The organism is Pseudodesulfovibrio halophilus DSM 5663, from assembly GCF_059568665.1.
Window position 1 is genome coordinate 279070 of the sequence record NZ_JCANTV010000008.1, and the last position, 16502, is coordinate 295571.

Genomic DNA, 16502 nt, shown 5'->3' on the forward strand with positions numbered 1-16502 from the left:
CGCCGGGGGATCAGGTCAGCACCTTCTGAAGTGCCTGGAGCTTTTTGGCTCCTCGCCCCTTCGGGTTGATGCGCGCCGCCTCTTCAAAGAACGGGCGTGCGTCGTTGTAGCGGCGAAGCTCAACGTACATGTTGCCGATGTTCAGACTGACGCCTTCCTTTTCCTTGTAAAAATCGGGGTTGATGTTCAGCGCCTTCTCCATGGCCTCGATCCCCTGTCCCCGCTGGCCGCCGTCGTGATAGGCGAGGCCCATGTTGTAGTACAGACCTTCGTCGTTGGGGGAGATGGTGAGCGCGCGTTCGTAGTTCTCGATGGCTTCGCGCCATTTTCCCTGACTGCGCAGGGCTATGCCGAGGCGGTTGAAGGTGCCGATGTCGTCCTTGCTGAGGCTGTCGCCCTTGAGGTCCAGCACCTTGACGAGGTACTTTTCGCTCATCCGCGGCGAGACCTTGGAGACGGAGGTGGCGACGCGGTCGGCGACTCCGGCCACGAGGCTCATGGCCTCCTTGGTGGCGGTGTCGATGGCCTGGTCGAAGTACTTTTCGGCCCGGTCCAACTCCTCGCGCTCCACATGCACCGCGCCGATCTCGCATTTGCGCTCCGTATTCAGCGGGCTAAGGCGGTCGAGCTTCTTGAGATATGAGAGGTATTGCTCCTGATCATGACCCTTGTAGAAGTTCGCCAGCTTCTTGATGGGCTCAAGGTACAACCGCGAGCTTTCGTGTGCGGCCATGTATGCTTCCAGCGCCTTGTCGCGCTTGTCTATGTCGAGGTAGATGTCACCGGTGAGCATCAGCGCGGCGGGGCTGCCGGGCTTGAGCTTGAGAATCTTGGCGCAGATGCCGAGCGCTTCCTTGTGCTTGCCCTGATCCAACAGCAGCTTGCCGGTGTGCATCAGCTCCGAGAGTTTGCCCTGCGGCTTGATGGTAAAGGCCAGTTTTTCAATGATGTTGTTCACTGAAGCGGGCTTGGAGATGACGTTGTTCACGCCGATCTCGTAGAAGTAGGCGATGTTCTCCCGCCGCGTCTCGCCGATGAGCACTATGATGCGGATGTCGGGGTACATGTTCTTCAGCGCCAGAATGAAGTCGGTGCTGGGTTTGCCCTGAACCATGCGCTCCACGCAGACGACCACGGGCATCTTGCGCTCCATGAGCGCCTTGATGGCCTTGGCCGCGGGGCCTGTGTTCTGGACATGGAAGAGGCAGTCCCGCTTGGTGCCGATTGTCTTGACGACCGTCGACCTCAGTGTTTTGAAGAATAGCGGGTCCTCGGTCAGAAGGACTATATTGCCGCTTTCCTTTTCGAAGTAGTCGAAAACAACGGCATCGTATCGTTTGTCAGCCATGCATTGCTCCTGTGGACCGGACCCTTCAGGCGTCCACGCTGTCACCCGGACGCGGCACGAAGCCGTCTATTCCGGATTCGGACAGTTTTGATTCGACGTCCCGCATCCGCTCGGCGGTCAATCGTCTGTTGAGGTGAACGAGCGCGAGTCTTCCGGTCTGCGCACGCTTAGCCATCGCTATCGCATCCTCCACCGACCCATGTCCGTCCACAGGGCCAGTCAACATATACGACTCCTGAACCAGAAGGTCACAACTCCTCGCGAGTTCGACGCTTTCTTCGGTTGGAGCGCCGTCGCCGGAATAGAAGACACTTTTTCCGTCACGTTCCACCCGGATGGAGAGACTCTCGATGGAGTGGCCGCTGCGGGCGTACCGTAGGCGAAAGCCTTCCACCGAATCGGAGCCGCCGGCCGAGGCCTGCTTGTAGCGCAGCTCGAAACCGAGCCTGTCGCGTAAGCCGGGGTAGGCCGAATCCAGAAGCCACTCGACACGGCGACGGATGCCCTCGCGCCCGATGAGCGTCAGCAGGCGCGACCGACCTTCCTCGTTCATGCGGGCCACCAGCCATGGAAGCCCGAACCAGTGATCGGCGTGAAAGTGACTTATCCAGACAGCGTCAAGTGCGAGCGGATCGTCTGCATACCTCCAGAAAGCCGGGGCAGCGGTAAATCCGCAGTCGAGCAGAATGGCAGCGGCTTCGGACTCCAGCAGGATCGATGTGTTGGGAAGCGTCTCGTCAAAGGCTTCCCCGACGCCCGCAAACGTACAGCGCATGAGGTCTCCCATGTTCGGCTTGAACGGATCGAACAGAGGTTACCTTAACGGTGAGACAGAGTCACCACAGTTATATTGTGAATCAGTAAGAAATCTTCCAGCCGGAGACGAGGGAATCAAACGAGAGGTTGACCCCAAGCAGCTCCTTGAGCAGCGGTTCTTCGACCTTTGGGCCGCTTTCGAGGGGAACCGGCCCTTCCAGTCCCGCCAACCGCTTGAGCTCGCGGATGGCGTGCTCCCGGCTGCCCAGTGCGTCCACAAGCCCGTAGGCCATCGCCTGCCTTCCCGTCACGGCCCGTCCGTCGGCGATGGAGGCCACCTGCTCGCGCTTCATGCCGCGAGCTGTTGCCACGTCCCCCACGAACTGGTCGTGCAGGTCGTCGATGACGCTTTGCAGTTGCTGCCGCTGCGCCGGAGTCAGCTCCTTGAGCGGGGTGCCGGAGGCCTTGAAGCGTCCCGTGGTAAGCACCTCGGGAGTGATGCCGAGCTTTTCAAGTGCGTCGCGCAGGGTAACGAACTCGACCTTCACGCCGATGCTGGCGGTGAGGGAACCGGGGTTGGCGTATATTTTGGTGGCGGGAGCGGAGGCGTAGTAGCCGCCGCTGGCGGCGACGGTGGAGAAGGAAGCGACCACCGGCTTGACGTCGGCCAGTGCCTTGACGGCCTGATACAGCTCCTGAGACGGGGCCACGGCACCGCCGGGAGAGTTGACGCGAAGCAGGACGCCCTTGACGGTGTCGTCCTCGCGGAGCTTGCGTGCGAAGTCCACCATGTCGGCGGAATCCATAATCACGCCGTTCACGCGGAGTTCTCCAAGGCGCTCACCGGCGAAAGCGCCGGATTCCGCACTACGGAAAAGGGCCATGGCCCCCGTTACGAGGGCCACGGCCATTATTATCAGGCTCACCCCGAAAAGGAAGGGGTGCCGCTGCGAGAAACGCAGGCGTTTTTCCATTCAGTCTTACTCGTCAGCCTCTCCGGCGACTTCTTCAAGCTTTTCGCGCAGCAGGTCGCCCAGGGTCGGAGCACCGGAGTCGGTGGTTCCGCCGTAGGTCTTGCTGGCGGGCTTGCGCGCGGGAGCGGGCTCTTCTTCGGTGGTCTGCTTGATGGACAGGCCCAGACGGCGTTCGTCGGCGGAGACGTGGATGACCTTCGCTTCGATGGTCTCGCCTTCCTTGTAGATCTCGGACGGGCTCTTGACCTTCTTGCGAGAGATCTCGGAGACGTGCACCAGACCTTCGATGCCTTCTTCGACTTCCACGAACAAACCGAAGTCGGTGATGTTGGTGACGGTACCGTTCACCAGCTGTCCGACAGGGTACTTGCCCGGGACCTGAGTCCAGGGATCTTCGGCCAGCTGCTTGACGCCGAGGGTGAACTTCTCGTTTTCCTTGTCCACGGTGAGGACCTTGGCCTGCACCACGTCACCGGTCTTGTAGACTTCCGACGGGTGGCGGATCTTCTTGGTCCAGGAGATGTCGGACACGTGGATGAGGCCGTCGATGCCTTCCTCGATGCCGATGAACACGCCGAACTCGGTGATGTTCTTGATGGAGCCTTCGAGGACGGTACCTTCGGGGTACTTCTCGGCCACCACGTCCCACGGGTTCGGGTTGACCTGCTTCATGCCCAGGGAGATGCGCTTCTTGTCCTGGTCCACGCCGAGAACGATGACATTCACTTCGTCGCCCACCTTCACCATCTGGGAGGGGTGACGCAGTTTGCGGGTCCAGCTCATCTCGGAGATGTGCACGAGGCCTTCCACGCCGGACTCGAGTTCAACAAACGCGCCGTAGTCGGCCAGATTGGTGACCGTACCGACGTGCCTGCTTTCCTCGGGGTACTTCTCGGCGATGTTTTCCCACGGGTCGGGAACGAGCTGCTTGAGGCCGAGGGAGACCTTCTGGCCTTCCTTGTCGAAGTTGAGAATCTTCAGTTCGAGATCGTCGCCCAGCTGGACCATTTCCTTGGGATGCTTGATGCGCTTCCAGGACATGTCCGTGATGTGCAGCAGGCCGTCGAGGCCGCCGAGGTCGATGAACACGCCGTATTCGGTGATGTTCTTGACCTTGCCTTCCACGACCTGGCCCTCTTCGAGGGTTTCGAGCAGCTTTTCACGCTGCTCGGCGCGCTGTTCTTCGAGCAGCACGCGGCGGGAGACGATGACGTTGCTGCGACGACGGTTGATCTTGAGGATCTTGAAGTCGAAGCTCTGATCGACGAGGGCGTCCATGTCGGGAACGGGGCGCAGGTCCACGTGGGAGCCGGGCAGGAATGCCTCGACGCCGCCGAGGTCCACGGTGTAGCCGCCCTTGATACGACGGATGATGCGGCCGGGGACCACGCCATCCTGCTCCTGGAGTTCCTCCAGTTTATCGAAAAGCTGCATCCGCTTGGCCCGCTCGCGGGACAGGTTGATGGAGCCTTCACCTTCGTCTTTGTGAACCACGAAAACGTCAACCTTGTCGCCGACTTCGACGGTCAGGTTGCCTTCGGCGTCAGTGAACTCGGCAGTGGGGATCTGTCCCTCGGACTTGAAGTTCACGTCCACGAGCACGTGGTTTTTGTCCACCTTGACGACTTCACCGTTAACGATGGTGCCTTCGTCAAGTTCCCCGAAGTCGGAATTGAGATAATCCTCGAGGGCGGCCTCGAAGTTCATTTCCATTTCAGGGGATTCGATTTCATTGTTCTTTTCCATTGTTACCTCCAACAACAGCCTCGGACGAATTTCGCATATATATATTTTGGCAGGGACTTCCTCCAGTCGTGACGTCCGGTCCGAGGTGCCGGGTTCGTTTCTGTCGGATTGGCTCAGAGCCTGTCCGCGGCCGTTATGCCTTGTGTTTCACAGGCCTTTCTCGCCGAGAAAAGCTTATGAGAGCTATCACCCTTAACGGAAATCGCACCACCTGTAAACAGCTTTCGGGCGTCTCTTCTTCGATGGGGTTTCCATGTCGGGCGCGAAAAGACCGGCGCCACCCCGCTGGGGACGGCGCCGGTCTGAAAAGGTTTCACATATTGCGGAGGCTTATCCCCGGCAATTGTGCTTCATGCTGTCGCCTTCCACGATGAAGCCGACGGTCTCGGCGATGTTGGTCGCCAGGTCGCCGACGCGTTCGAGGTGTCTCGCGCCGATGATGGCGTGCACCCCGCGCTCCACGATGCGGGACTCGGTGACCATGTCGTTGATGAACTCCTTGAGCAGCTGCACGGTGAGTTCGTCGGCCTTGTCGTCGGTGCGGCAGACCTGCTCGGCAAGGCGGACGTCGTTGTCCACGAATGACTTGAGCGAGTCGGCGAGCATGCCCTTGGCGGTGTCGGCCAGCTTCTCCATCTTGGGGTTGAAGGGGAGCGGCGGACGCGAACTCAGGAACATGGCCCGGTGCGAGAGGTTCACGGCCTCGTCGCCGAGACGCTCGAGGTTCACGGTGATCCGCATGGTGCCGACGATGACCCGAAGATCCACGGCCATGGGCTGGTCCAGCGCGAGCAGTTCGAGGTTGAACTTGTCGATCTCGTCCTCGAGGTCGTTGATGGCGGTGTCGCCCTTGATGACCTCCTCGGCAAGGTCAGCGTCCCCTTCGAGGTATGCCTTGATCGACTTGTGCACCGCGGACTCCGCGAGGGCCGCCATGCGAAGAACCATGAGTTTGAGTTCTTCCAGCTTGTGGGTGAAATGCGCTCTTTGTTCCATAGTGCTCTCCCGGTGTGCGACCTAACCGAACCGGCCGGTGATGTAGTCTTCGGTCTGCTTGTTCTTGGGTTTGGTGAACATCTGCTTGGTGCTGTCGACCTCGATGAGCCTGCCCATGTAGAAGAAGGCGGTGCGGTCCGACACGCGTGCGGCCTGCTGCATGCTGTGCGTCACGATGATGATGGTGAAGTTCTTCTTCAGTTCGTGGATCAGGTCTTCGATCTTCTGCGTGGCGATGGGGTCGAGCGCGGAGGCGGGTTCGTCCATGAGCAGCACTTCGGGCTCCACGGCCAGAGCGCGCGCAATGCACAGGCGCTGCTGCTGTCCGCCGGAAAGGCCCAGCGCCGAGGTGTTCAGCCGGTCCTTGACTTCATCCCAGAGCGCGGCGCCCTTGAGACTCTCTTCCACACGTTCGTCGATGAAGGCGCGGTCCTTGATGCCGTTGACCCGCAGGCCGTAGGCGACGTTCTCCGCAATGGTCTTGGGGAAGGGGTTCGGCTTCTGGAAGACCATGCCGATGCGTCTGCGCAGCGAGACCACGTCGAGGCCGGGAGCGTAAATGTCTTCGCCGTCGAGGGTCATCTTCCCTTCGACGCGGGTTCCCGGAATGAGGTCGTTCATTCTATTGATGCACCGCAGGAAGGTACTTTTGCCGCAGCCGGAGGGACCGATCAGAGCCGTTACACGGTTCTCTTCAAAGTCCATGGTGATGTCTTCCAACGCCTTGAAGTCGGAATAATAGAAATCCAGATTCGTGGAAGTCACCTTCGCGTTGCCCATAATGCCACTCCGTTCGGATTCGTTGTCTGTTTTCCGGCAGATCCCGGAACTCAGTACGGCTACTCTGCCCCGGTTACACGGCAATGACCCGTTTGTTACATTTGAGCGACGGAGCAAAACCCTTTGTTCCCGGGCGCTCAGCGCACGGTCAGCCTGAGCACTCCCTCCTGTCCCCCAGCATCCGGGGCACTTCCCGGCATGACCGCGTCCTCCCTGTAATGCACGACGAAGCGCACCTTGTCGGAGTGTACTCCGGCGACCACATGGCGTACCGGCCCCGAGTCGACACGGAACACGTTTTCCCCGCGGATGTCCCAGCTGCCCGCGAGGTCGATGACGAACCGCTTCGGGGACTCCAGCGTGAACCACTTTACCCTGGCGGAGGGCGACGCCCCGATCACATTGAGCGTGAACCCGCCGTCCTCCTGCACCAGCGAGAAGTCCGTTATTACACGGGCCGCCGCTGTTTCTCCGGACGCGGGCTTCCGGGCGCTTTCCGCTTCGGCCGTTTCCGCTTTACGCGCATTTCCGGCGGCTGGCTCCGGGGGGGCCTCTTTCGCCTGCGTTTCGGGTTCCGCTTCGGTAAGAGCCGGCTCTGGCGTCGTGGCGTTCGCTTCTTCCGAAACGGTGTCCGCATCGGTTTCCGAAATGATGCGGTCCTCCGCGACAACCACGTTCGGATCGACCGGCCTGCGGATTTCCGAGGCCGCCATCCGCTCGGCGTCTCCGGAGTTCTCCGAACCCACGATGATGACGCCCGCGGCTGCGGCGGCGGTGATGACGAAAGCGAGTATGCGACCGATGTTGCCCATAGGGTATGTCTCCAATATCCGTTCTTATCGCATGGGGGCGCGGTTGGCAAACCGGCTCAGACGGTTTCCCAGAAGGCAGCCAGATGTTTTGCGACGCGGGCGTCGCTCCAGAAGCGCTCCATGAACGCCCGTGCCCGACGGCCGACCCGTGCGCACTGTTCCCGATCCGCATCCAGCCCGGCAAGCGCGTCGCGAAGCGAATCGCGGTCCCGGGCGATGACCCACGGCAGGTCGGTGGCGCCCGTGAACTCCCGGATGCGTTCCATGTTCCATTCATCAAGCCCCGCGACGACGGCCAGCCCCTGCGACAGGCCCTCGAGGCTGCTTACGCCGTAATATCCCTGCATGTGGTCGAAAAGCACGTGGCAGCGGCGCTTGCGCTCCAGACATTCGCGGTTTGGCACGTCGTCGATGAGGTCGAGCGCGATTTCCGCGCCTCGCTCCGAAAGCTCGCGCACTGCCTCAAGCAGATCGTCGGTGTTCTTGAGGTCCTTGCGGGTGGGGGAGTGCGCCACCTTGAGCGGCCCCTGACGCGGGTCGACATCCGAAGGGGTGAATCCGGGGTCGTCCAGCGGGACGAGGTTGGGCTGCCAGCGCGCCTCCGGCAGCAGCCGGAGCAGGTCCGGAGTGCTCACCAACAGGTTCCGGCGACCCAGCCGGGAGTACTTCTCCCGAAATGTATCCGGAGCCGAGCGAAAATCGTGGTGGCCGTGATGGTGGTGCACGACGGCCTTGCCCGCCAGATGATCGGCGGGCAGGAACGGCCCGAAGCGGGTGAACTCGTCCGCGGTCATGTGGAAATGCAGGATGTCGCTGGTGCGAAGGAGCGCCTCCAGTTCGGCAAGGCCGTTGTCGTTCAGGTCCGGGACGTGCAGGTCCTTTTCCCACGAGTGGGTATACCGAGTCTCCAGCGTGACGATGCGGCAGGTGTGCGCGGTGTGGCGGTTCACGGCCCGGCAGAACTGGATGCCCGTGCCTGCGGGGTCGTTGATGGCGAGCATGAGAATGTTCACGCGTTACTCCGATTTGCGGCCGAAGGTCACTACGAGGCGTTCCATGTAGTCGTCGAGGTCATGGATGAGGGCAGCGCAGGCCGCCGTGTCCTGCTCCCCTGCCGCCGTTTCGAGTTCGCGCGCCTTGCGGTCCACTTCCCTGAGCCCGTAAGCGGCGGCAGAGCCCTTGATGCGGTGGGCTATCTCGGCCAAGAGGGTCAGGTCCCCCTCGGCGAGCGCCTGGGCCAGATCCTTCTGTTCGCGTCGCCGAATCTCGAGGTACCGGTCCATGATCGGTTCCAGCATGGGGTCGACGCGAACCCGGATGGGCGTTCGATCTTCGCCGCCGCTCATTCGGCCGGGTCCTTTTCAACCTTGTGCAACGCCTCGGTGCGGTCGCGGGTCAGGTCCACGCCGTCGAGGAACTCCGGCAGCGTCATGGAGAACTCACGCTCCACGTCGATGCGCGCCACGAGCTTGTCGAAGGACACGTCCAGCACGTGGCCGCCGCGGGTGCCGTCGTCCGAGAGGAAGTGCCAGTGGAATCCGGGCACGTTGACGCCCTTCATGAAGCCCGGCGTCCAAAGGCCCACGAGGGTGCCTTCGCGCCCGGTGAACTTGACGATGACCTGATCCTTCATGACCTCCGCGAGCGGCCTGTAGGGTTTGGTCTGGGCGGGAATCGCGCGCGTCTTGATCATGTTGAAGCGGCCTTCGATGCGCACGGCGTGGAAGAAGTTCTCGGAGACCAGCCGGTCCTGCATGGCCCTGTTGAGCGAGCCGAGGTCGGCCACCGAGTCCAGAGAGGCTATTGAGTCTTCATCGAACTGCGTGACCGTGGCAAAGGGGGGCCGGTCGTTCGGCTCGGCGGGGACGACCTCGCCTCCTGCCTGCACGTGGTAGGCCTTGCCGTCGAGCACCACCAGTTCGCCGTCGAGGCCGTTGAGGGTCCCGAGCCCGAATCCGCCGCGCTTCAGCAGTTGCTCCATACTCAGGTCGCCGTCGTAGCGGCCCGCGAGCAGGGCGTCGATGGTGGAGTACTGGTATATGCCGTCGGCGAGGGCGGATGTCGCGATGAGCGTCAGAACCGCCGCGAGCATTGCTATGCGTTTCATGTCCGGGTTCTCCTTGGTGCGGATCCGGTTCTCAGCCGGAGGGGTGCGCCGGGGGCTGGTCGGCGAGCCGTTTCATCCAGACTTCGCCCGAATGGGTCAGGTAGTGAATCTTGCGTCCCCGGTTGCCGCCCACGTCCATGGTTTCCACGCGCAGCCCCCAGTCGGAGAGCATCTTCTTGGCGGCGTCCACGTTGCGCTGGCCCACGTTGTAGGTGCTGTGCTCCGTGTGCCGCACCGCAAGCCCCGAGGCGCCGCCGAAGAGCTTGACCTGCAGCTCGGAGATGGGGACGCGCAGCTTGTTCATACCCTGAAGCATGTTGGAGATGGCGGTGTCCACATAGCGGCAGATCTGCGGGTCGCGTTCGCCGCGCTGCCGGCCTTCGAGGGAGTCCGGCAGGAAGGCGTGACAGATGGCGCCGATTCCCTTGCCCGGGTGGGTCATGGTCACGGCCACGCAGGAGCCGAGCACCGTGGTGACCATGGTGGGCTGTACGGCGAGATAGCAGTCGCCAGTCTGGAGAAAGACGCTGGGGAAATCTTCTTTTTTCTGCATCACGCTCGCCCGGAAATCATGAAAAAATTTGGATGCGGATCACTCGAATCAAGCACGGCGTCGCCCGCAAGTCAACCGCTGTGCGCATTTTTGGCCACCTGCGAATCTATCTTCTGGACCAGTACGAAGGAGATGGCGGCCATGACCGCCGCGGCCGCGAAGACCGCCCTGTAGTCGGCCAGCCAGGCCAGGCCGCCCATGGCGGGGATGAACACCGCCGCGATATGGTTGATGGTAAAGCCCATGGCCATGCCGGAGGCGATGTCTCCGGGGTCGGCTATCTTCTGATAGAAGGTACGCACCGCGATGGCGAAGTTGAAGAAGATGTTGTCCAGCACGTACAGCGCTCCTGCCACCAGCGGGCTGTCGGTCAGCGCGTAGGCCGTGAACACCAGCACGAGCGCGCCGTATTCGAGGCTGAGCACCTTGCGCTCCCCGAACCGGTTCACCGCGCGGCCGATGAGGGGGTTCACGTACCAGTTGATGACGTTGTTGAGCACGAACAGGACCGTCACCTCCTGCACGGAGTAGCCGAACTTCTCCACCAGCAGGAACACGGCGAAGGCCACGAATATCTGCCTGCGGCCTCCGGAGAGAAACGTCAGCACGTAGAAGAGCCAGTACCGCTTGCGCAGGAACAGCTTCTTCTGCTGAGGGGCGATCTCTTTGTGGGTGGGGTCCTGCAGGAAGGCCCAGATACCGGTGAGCACGGCCACGGCTCCCGCACAGACGAACATGGTAGTGTACTCCGTGAAGGATGCCGCGGCAAAGATGACGCCGCCCACGAGGATGTTGGTCAGGGCCGCGAAGCTGCGTAGCTTGCCGAGCACCAGCGGGGCTTCGGTGTGTCCGAAGTATTGCAGCGTCAGGGACTGGTTCATGGTTTCGTAGTAGTGAAAGCCGAAACTCATGACGAGGGTGGCGAAGATGATGCCCCCGGTGGAAGGCATGAAGCCGGTCATGGCCACGCCGATGCCGAGGACCCCGACGGAGAGCGCGGCGAGCCGGTGTTCGCGGACGATCAGCAGCACGTACACCACCAGAAGCGCGAGAAAGCCGGGGACCTCTCTGAGCGACTGCACGATGCCCATGTCGAAGCCGCCGAGCCCGCCGACTTCCACGGCAAAGTTGTTCAGAAGCGTCCGCCAGCCCTGAAACGCGGCGTGTGCGCCGAGCGTCAGCACCAGCAGGAAGATGTACATTCGTTTGCTGCGATCCGAAATCATGAGGTCTCCTCGGGGGTGCAGAACATATGCCTTTATTCCCTCATTGATCAAGGGTAAGGTTCCGCCGACTGCCCGGCCGGGCCTTGCGCCCTGAAAGCGGCGGCTTCAAGGAGTTCTCATGAGTGATGAAATGATACTGGTCAGCGCCTGCCTCGCGGGCGTGAAGTGCCGTTACGACGGCGGCGACAACGAGCATCCCGACGCGGTGCGGCTGGTGGAGCGGGGGCGGGCGCTCCCCGTGTGCCCCGAGCAGCTCGGCGGACTGCCGACGCCGCGCAATCCCGTCGAGATTCGCGAAGACAGGGTGATCGACGAAGGCGGAACGGACTTCACGGAAAATTTTCGTCGCGGAGCGCAGGAGGCCGTCAAGCTGGCCGTTCGCGCCGGCTGCCGGACCGCTCTGCTTCAGCCGCGGTCTCCTTCCTGCGGCTGCGGCATGATCTACGACGGGTCCTTCCGGAGAAGGCTGATCCCCGGCGATGGATTTCTTGCGAGGGCCCTGCGCCGTGCCGGCATAGAGCCGGTGGCGGCCGAGACGCGGGACTGAGATGCCCTCGCTTCCGTATTACGTCCGCAGGAATCCCCGGGCCAAGCGGGTGATCGTCAAGCTGCTTCCCGGCACCGGGCTTCAGGTGGTGCTGCCGTCGGGGGCGCCGGAATCCATGGTGTCAGAGGTGTTGCGCGAGAAGCGCGCGTGGATCGAATATACGGTCCGCTCCATGGCGGAGCAGGGGCGCCCGCCATGGCCCGAGGCGCATGAGTTGCCCTCCCGTGTTGATTTTCCGGGAGTGGGGCTGGGGTTCGAGGTGCGCCGCGTTGAGCGCGAGGGCGCGGTCCGTCTGCGCCGAAACGCCGCCTCGATCATGCTTTCCGGCCCGGGTGGGGCCGAAGATGCGATGTTCGAACGCCTGCGGGAGTTCGTCAGGCGTACGGCGCGCGAACACCTGCCGCCCATGTTGCGTGCCGTGGCCGGGGAGCTTGGGCTTGCCTTCGACTCCGTGACCATCCGCAGTCAGAGCCGTCGCTGGGGCAGCTGCTCGTCGCGTGGGCGCATCAGCCTCAACTGCAAGGCGCTGTTCCTGTCCCCTGAGCTGTTGCGGCACCTGATGGTCCATGAACTTTGTCACTTGAAGCATCCCAATCACTCCAAATCCTACTGGCGACTGGTGGAGCGGTTTGAGCCGGACTACCAGAAGCTGGAGTCACGTCTCAGCCATGGCATGGGCTTCGTTCCCGCCTGGATGAACGATGGTTCAACGACGAAGACGGCCGAAGGGGTGTTCCCGGTAGATTGCACGTGATGCATCCGGGCTTGTGCCGTGTTCATTCGGACAAACTGCCCGTGAATCATCCTGATGCAATCCGAAAGAGTGCCAGACCGCCGAGGCCGTTGCACGGAAGGACAGCCTGCCGCAGAACAACGCCGCCAGCGCCGAAGATGTGGCGGCGTCCGGAAGGCTGTTGGTCAGCCCGGCCGCACCCTGAGAACAAATCATGTGAATTGCCCGGCGAGGCATATTGCGGCACGTCCTCAGCAACACTGTGCTCGCAGGAACGGCTCTTTCGCCGTGGTAAAAGGCGAACACGAACGGTTCTGTAAGAAGTGGCGGCGCCCCGAGGGGCGCCGCCTTCAAACCATGCCGGAGCGGGTGACCACTCCTTCAAGCAGCTCGACCATCGTCGGGTCGAACTTCCCGCCTTGATCGCGAATGCGGCAAAGCGCCTCACGCGCTGATAGCGCCCGGCGCCAGGGCTTTTCGCGGATCAAACTTTCATAATAATTACACAGGGAGACGATGCGCGCGTAAAAGGGGATCATCTCCCCTCTGGCCCGTGTCGGGTAGCCCGACCCGTCCTCCAGCTCGTGGTGAAAGAGAATGCAGTGCAGGCTCTCCTGCGGCAGCGGCAGGGTGGAGCACACGCTTACGCCGAGCGCCGGATGCGACCGGAGCAGCTCCGTGTCGTGGTGGTTCAGCTCATCGGGTGCGGTCTTCAGGACGTGTTCCGGCAGCTCCAGCTTTCCCACGTCGTGCATGAGCGCTCCCATGGAGCAGGCGGTGAGCAGCTCTCTGTCGTTCGGCGAAAAACGCGACAGCAGGCTGGCGGTAAGTACCATGCAGCCCACGCCGTGGGCGTACAGATCTTCGTTTTCGGAGACCAGACGGAAAATCTCCCGCACGCCCTCCGGGCCGGTGAAGAAGTGGGAACCGTCGCTAATGAGGGTCTGGATTCTGCGGAACCGGACCACGCCGCCGGGGTTGGGCAGGGAGCGGTCGAAGGCGTCGCGCGCAAGAGCGGTGGTGGCCTCACAGAAGAATTTTGCCCGCTCTCTGCACGGGATGCTCTCGTCATCAAGCAGCGCGGTGAGGTTCTCCCTGACAAAGTCCACATAGGCCTGACGCTCGGAAGGAACGATGTACAGCAGCTCCACGTCGAGGTCCGCCAGACGCTGCCTGTGGCGAGGCGTGAAGCATTCGCCCTTGGTCGCGTACAGCACGGGCTTGTCATCCTGAATGAGATAGACGGAAAAGGCCCCGACCGTGGAAGGAGAGAGCACGTGCGGAGAGATTGGCACCAGCCCCTTTCCGTTTGGAAAGGAGGGCCTGCCGTCCTGTCTGGATATGTCCCTGCTGCCGCTCATGGCCGCTCCCGAACGGGCGGCAGACGAACCTGTGCCGGAGGTGATGAGATCCGAATCGGACCGAAGGGCGTCCCGGCAACCCGGCCGTCTGCTTGAGACCCGTGGCTTTCCGTCCCCGCCTCGCGGCGGGTTTGGCATTTTCTGACGCGAAAAGAACCTCTATACCGAAGGCCCTGATTTGTAAAGTCGCCGCAGGATGAACGAAAAAGGGGTCTCCGTCCACGGACGGAGACCCCGCGCAAAAAGGTCGACGCTGACCTCTATTCGTTCTTGAGCCTCGTTATGAGGTCGTTGAGCTCGGTTGCCATGTTCGCCAGCTCCCCGATGGCGTCGCTGGAGTGCTGCATGGCTTCGGCGGTCTGGTCGGAGATGCGGTTGACCTCGTCCACGGAGCGGCTGATCTGCTCGCTTGCCGAAGACTGCTCTTCGGACGCGGTGGCGATGTTGCGCACCTGATCGGCGGTTTCGCGAACGATTGTCACAATCTCCTCCAGAGAGCTGCCCGCGTCACCCGCGAGGGAGGTGCTGCGGGTGACCGCGTCCGCGGCGATGTCCATGCTCTCGATGCTGTCGCGCGTGCCCTTCTGGATCTGGCTGACCGAATCCTCAACGTCCTTGGTGGCGTTCATGGTCTTTTCCGCCAGCTTGCGGACCTCGTCCGCGACAACGGCGAATCCTCGTCCGGCCTCGCCCGCGCGGGCCGCCTCGATGGCGGCATTCAGCGCCAACAGGTTGGTCTGGTCGGCGATGTCGGTGATGACGTTCATGATCTCGCCGATGCCCTCGGCCTTCTTGCCGAGTCCGGAGAGCTGGTTTTTCATCTCTTCCGAACGGCTGCTCACTTCGCCGATGGCTTTCACCAGCGTGGCGACGACCTCGGAGCCGTTGCGGGCCTGACCGCTCGCGCCGTCCGCGCTTTCCGCGGCAAGGGAGGCGTTGCGGGCGACCTCGAGCACGGAGGCGTTCATCTGTTCCATGGCGGTGGCGGCCTCGGAGGCCATGGAGCTCTGGGATTCGGCGCCGCTGCTGGCCTGCCTCACCTGTCCGGTGAGTTCCTCGGAGGATGCCGTGATGCGGCGCACGATGCCCTCAAGGGCCTCGGCTGCCTGTAGCGCACCCTGCTTCTTGGCGATCTCCGCCTGCTGGCGCGCTTCCTCGGCTTCCTCGGTGGCAACGCGGGCCGCCTTGGTCTGCTCCTCCGCTTCGGCGGATTTCTTTTCGGCGGTGTCGATCATCTCCACGAGGTTGGAGACCATCTTGCGCAGTACATCGGCCAGCACGCCGATTTCGTCTTTCTGGTCGATGTCCACCTTGGTGTCGAGATTGCCTTTGGCGATTTCCTCCGCCGAGGCGACAATGCGCTTGAGGGGGCGCACGATGGTTCCGGCCACGAAGAAGATGATGAGGCCGATGATCAGCAGGGCCACGGCGCCCATGGCGGCGTTGATGAGCATGAGCTCCTGAGACTCGGCCATGACGCTGTCCATGGGGACGTTGACGCCGAAGAGCCACTTCACGCCGGTTCCGGCGAGCTCGAACGGCACGAAGACGTAGTAGGTCTCCTTGCCGGTGACCGCGGATTTGGACCGCAGCTCGAGGGGAGTCCCGTTGTTGACCGCGTCCGCGAGCTTCTCGGCTTCGGCCCCTTCAAAGTACTTGAAAACATCGGTTCCGATGAGCTCTTTCTTGGGGTGGGCGATGAGATTGCCCTCGTCGCTGATGACGAAGCCGTACCCGGAACCGAACAGGGAGATGCCCTTGACGATGTCCTGCATGCGGCTGAGGATGATGTCCGCTCCGGCCACGCCGTACACTTCATCCTTTACTAAAACGGGGACGCTGGCCGTGACCTTCATGACCTGCTCGTCGCCCCGCTTCATCATGATGGGGGAGCTGACGTAGGGCTTCTTGGTCTTGAAGGGCTTGCTGTAGAAATATCCTTTTTCACCCTCGGCGGTGTAGTTCTTCATCGCCTCGCCGACGATTTCGCCCTTGGCGTTGCGGTACCAGCGCGGGATGAAGCGGCCGGTCTCGTCGTGCATCTCGGTGCTGCCGAACGCGCCGTCCACGCCGTCGAAGCCGTCTTCCTTCCACACGGTCCAGATGCCGTCCAGATACGGGCTCTGCTCCAGTACGGAGCGAAGCATGGCGATGGCCTTCTTGCGGCCGAAGACGCCCCGCACCTCCTTGGCGCCGCCCATGAAGGACGCGATGGTGCGCGCGCTTTCCATGCCCTTGTCCACGGATGCCCCGATCTCGCTCCCGTAGTCCTTGGCGACCGCCGTGGCCAGCTTCTCGGCATCGCGTTTGAGCGTGTCGCTCATGCGCATGCCGGTAATCGTCATGGTGGCAATGAAAACGATCACCACCGCAGTACAGATAGGAACAAGTATTTTGCTCCGCATACTCATATTCTTAAACAAGATCGTCCTCCCGAATTAAGACTGATGCTATATGCCAAAAGGCCTCTCGCGTCGCCTGCTTGTGCTTCGCGAGGGGCCCATTCAGAGAATGATGTAACATAAAAAGGCATACTCTGAAAGTGGCCGAAAAAGTGCCTAAA

Annotated in this window: 16 protein-coding genes and 1 riboswitch; of the genes, 2 read left to right on the plus strand and 14 right to left on the minus strand. The window is 62.1% G+C overall.

What is annotated here, in order from left to right; all coding sequences use genetic code 11:
* Positions 1-10: 10 nt before the first annotated feature.
* From BR24_RS03400 to BR24_RS03455, 12 genes are all read right to left on the minus strand, one after another.
* Entirely contained in the window at positions 11-1348 is a 1338-nt protein-coding gene (locus BR24_RS03400) for a tetratricopeptide repeat protein (protein ID WP_496540098.1), read from the minus strand.
* A 25-nt stretch (positions 1349-1373) separates the two neighbouring features.
* Entirely contained in the window at positions 1374-2123 is a 750-nt protein-coding gene (locus BR24_RS03405; RefSeq protein WP_496540099.1) for an MBL fold metallo-hydrolase, read from the minus strand.
* A gap of 82 nt (positions 2124-2205) precedes the next feature.
* Positions 2206-3078: a signal peptide peptidase SppA gene (gene sppA, locus BR24_RS03410; protein WP_496540100.1), complete on the minus strand. Its 873-nt coding sequence runs from the start codon at positions 3076-3078 to the stop codon at positions 2206-2208.
* Between the two features lie 6 nt (positions 3079-3084).
* Positions 3085-4824 (minus strand): 30S ribosomal protein S1, encoded by a 1740-nt coding sequence (locus BR24_RS03415; RefSeq protein ID WP_496540101.1) that lies wholly within the window; start codon positions 4822-4824, stop codon positions 3085-3087.
* A gap of 330 nt (positions 4825-5154) precedes the next feature.
* On the minus strand, positions 5155-5820 hold the full coding sequence (gene phoU / locus BR24_RS03420; protein WP_496540102.1) for a phosphate signaling complex protein PhoU: 666 nt from the start codon (positions 5818-5820) through the stop codon (positions 5155-5157).
* Positions 5821-5841: 21 nt separating this feature from the next.
* The gene (gene pstB / locus BR24_RS03425) at positions 5842-6600 is read right to left on the minus strand and encodes a phosphate ABC transporter ATP-binding protein PstB (protein WP_496540103.1); all 759 of its coding nucleotides are present in this window, start codon (positions 6598-6600) and stop codon (positions 5842-5844) included.
* A 137-nt stretch (positions 6601-6737) separates the two neighbouring features.
* Positions 6738-7412 carry an AMIN domain-containing protein gene (locus BR24_RS03430; RefSeq protein WP_496540104.1) on the minus strand — a complete coding sequence of 225 codons (675 nt, stop codon included), beginning with the start codon at positions 7410-7412 and terminating at the stop codon, positions 6738-6740.
* A 56-nt stretch (positions 7413-7468) separates the two neighbouring features.
* Complete coding sequence (locus BR24_RS03435) at positions 7469-8425, minus strand: glycosyltransferase family protein (RefSeq protein ID WP_496540105.1); 957 nt, start codon at positions 8423-8425, stop codon at positions 7469-7471.
* 3 nt (positions 8426-8428) lie between these two features.
* The gene (locus tag BR24_RS03440; protein ID WP_496540106.1) at positions 8429-8758 is read right to left on the minus strand and encodes an Hpt domain-containing protein; all 330 of its coding nucleotides are present in this window, start codon (positions 8756-8758) and stop codon (positions 8429-8431) included.
* Positions 8755-9519, minus strand: a complete 765-nt coding sequence (budA, locus tag BR24_RS03445; RefSeq protein ID WP_496540107.1) for an acetolactate decarboxylase — start codon at positions 9517-9519, stop codon at positions 8755-8757. Before budA ends, BR24_RS03440 begins: the two co-directional genes overlap by 4 nt.
* Before the next feature lie 31 nt (positions 9520-9550).
* The gene (locus tag BR24_RS03450) at positions 9551-10072 is read right to left on the minus strand and encodes a chemotaxis protein CheD (protein WP_496540108.1); all 522 of its coding nucleotides are present in this window, start codon (positions 10070-10072) and stop codon (positions 9551-9553) included.
* A gap of 71 nt (positions 10073-10143) precedes the next feature.
* Complete coding sequence (locus BR24_RS03455; RefSeq protein ID WP_496540109.1) at positions 10144-11298, minus strand: MFS transporter; 1155 nt, start codon at positions 11296-11298, stop codon at positions 10144-10146.
* A gap of 118 nt (positions 11299-11416) precedes the next feature.
* Between BR24_RS03455 and BR24_RS03460 the strand changes: the two genes are divergently transcribed.
* Both BR24_RS03460 and BR24_RS03465 read left to right on the plus strand, forming a co-directional pair.
* Entirely contained in the window at positions 11417-11845 is a 429-nt protein-coding gene (locus tag BR24_RS03460; RefSeq protein WP_496540110.1) for a 2-thiouracil desulfurase family protein, read from the plus strand.
* 1 nt (position 11846) lies between these two features.
* On the plus strand, positions 11847-12599 hold the full coding sequence (locus tag BR24_RS03465) for a M48 family metallopeptidase (RefSeq protein WP_496540111.1): 753 nt from the start codon (positions 11847-11849) through the stop codon (positions 12597-12599).
* A gap of 329 nt (positions 12600-12928) precedes the next feature.
* Here BR24_RS03465 and BR24_RS03470 read toward each other — a convergent pair whose 3' ends face one another.
* Both BR24_RS03470 and BR24_RS03475 read right to left on the minus strand, forming a co-directional pair.
* Complete coding sequence (locus tag BR24_RS03470) at positions 12929-13939, minus strand: HD-GYP domain-containing protein (protein WP_496540112.1); 1011 nt, start codon at positions 13937-13939, stop codon at positions 12929-12931.
* 71 nt (positions 13940-14010) lie between these two features.
* A riboswitch (cyclic di-GMP riboswitch) is annotated at positions 14011-14085 on the minus strand.
* 114 nt (positions 14086-14199) lie between these two features.
* Positions 14200-16284: a methyl-accepting chemotaxis protein gene (locus tag BR24_RS03475; protein ID WP_496540113.1), complete on the minus strand. Its 2085-nt coding sequence runs from the start codon at positions 16282-16284 to the stop codon at positions 14200-14202.
* Positions 16285-16502 lie beyond the last annotated feature (218 nt).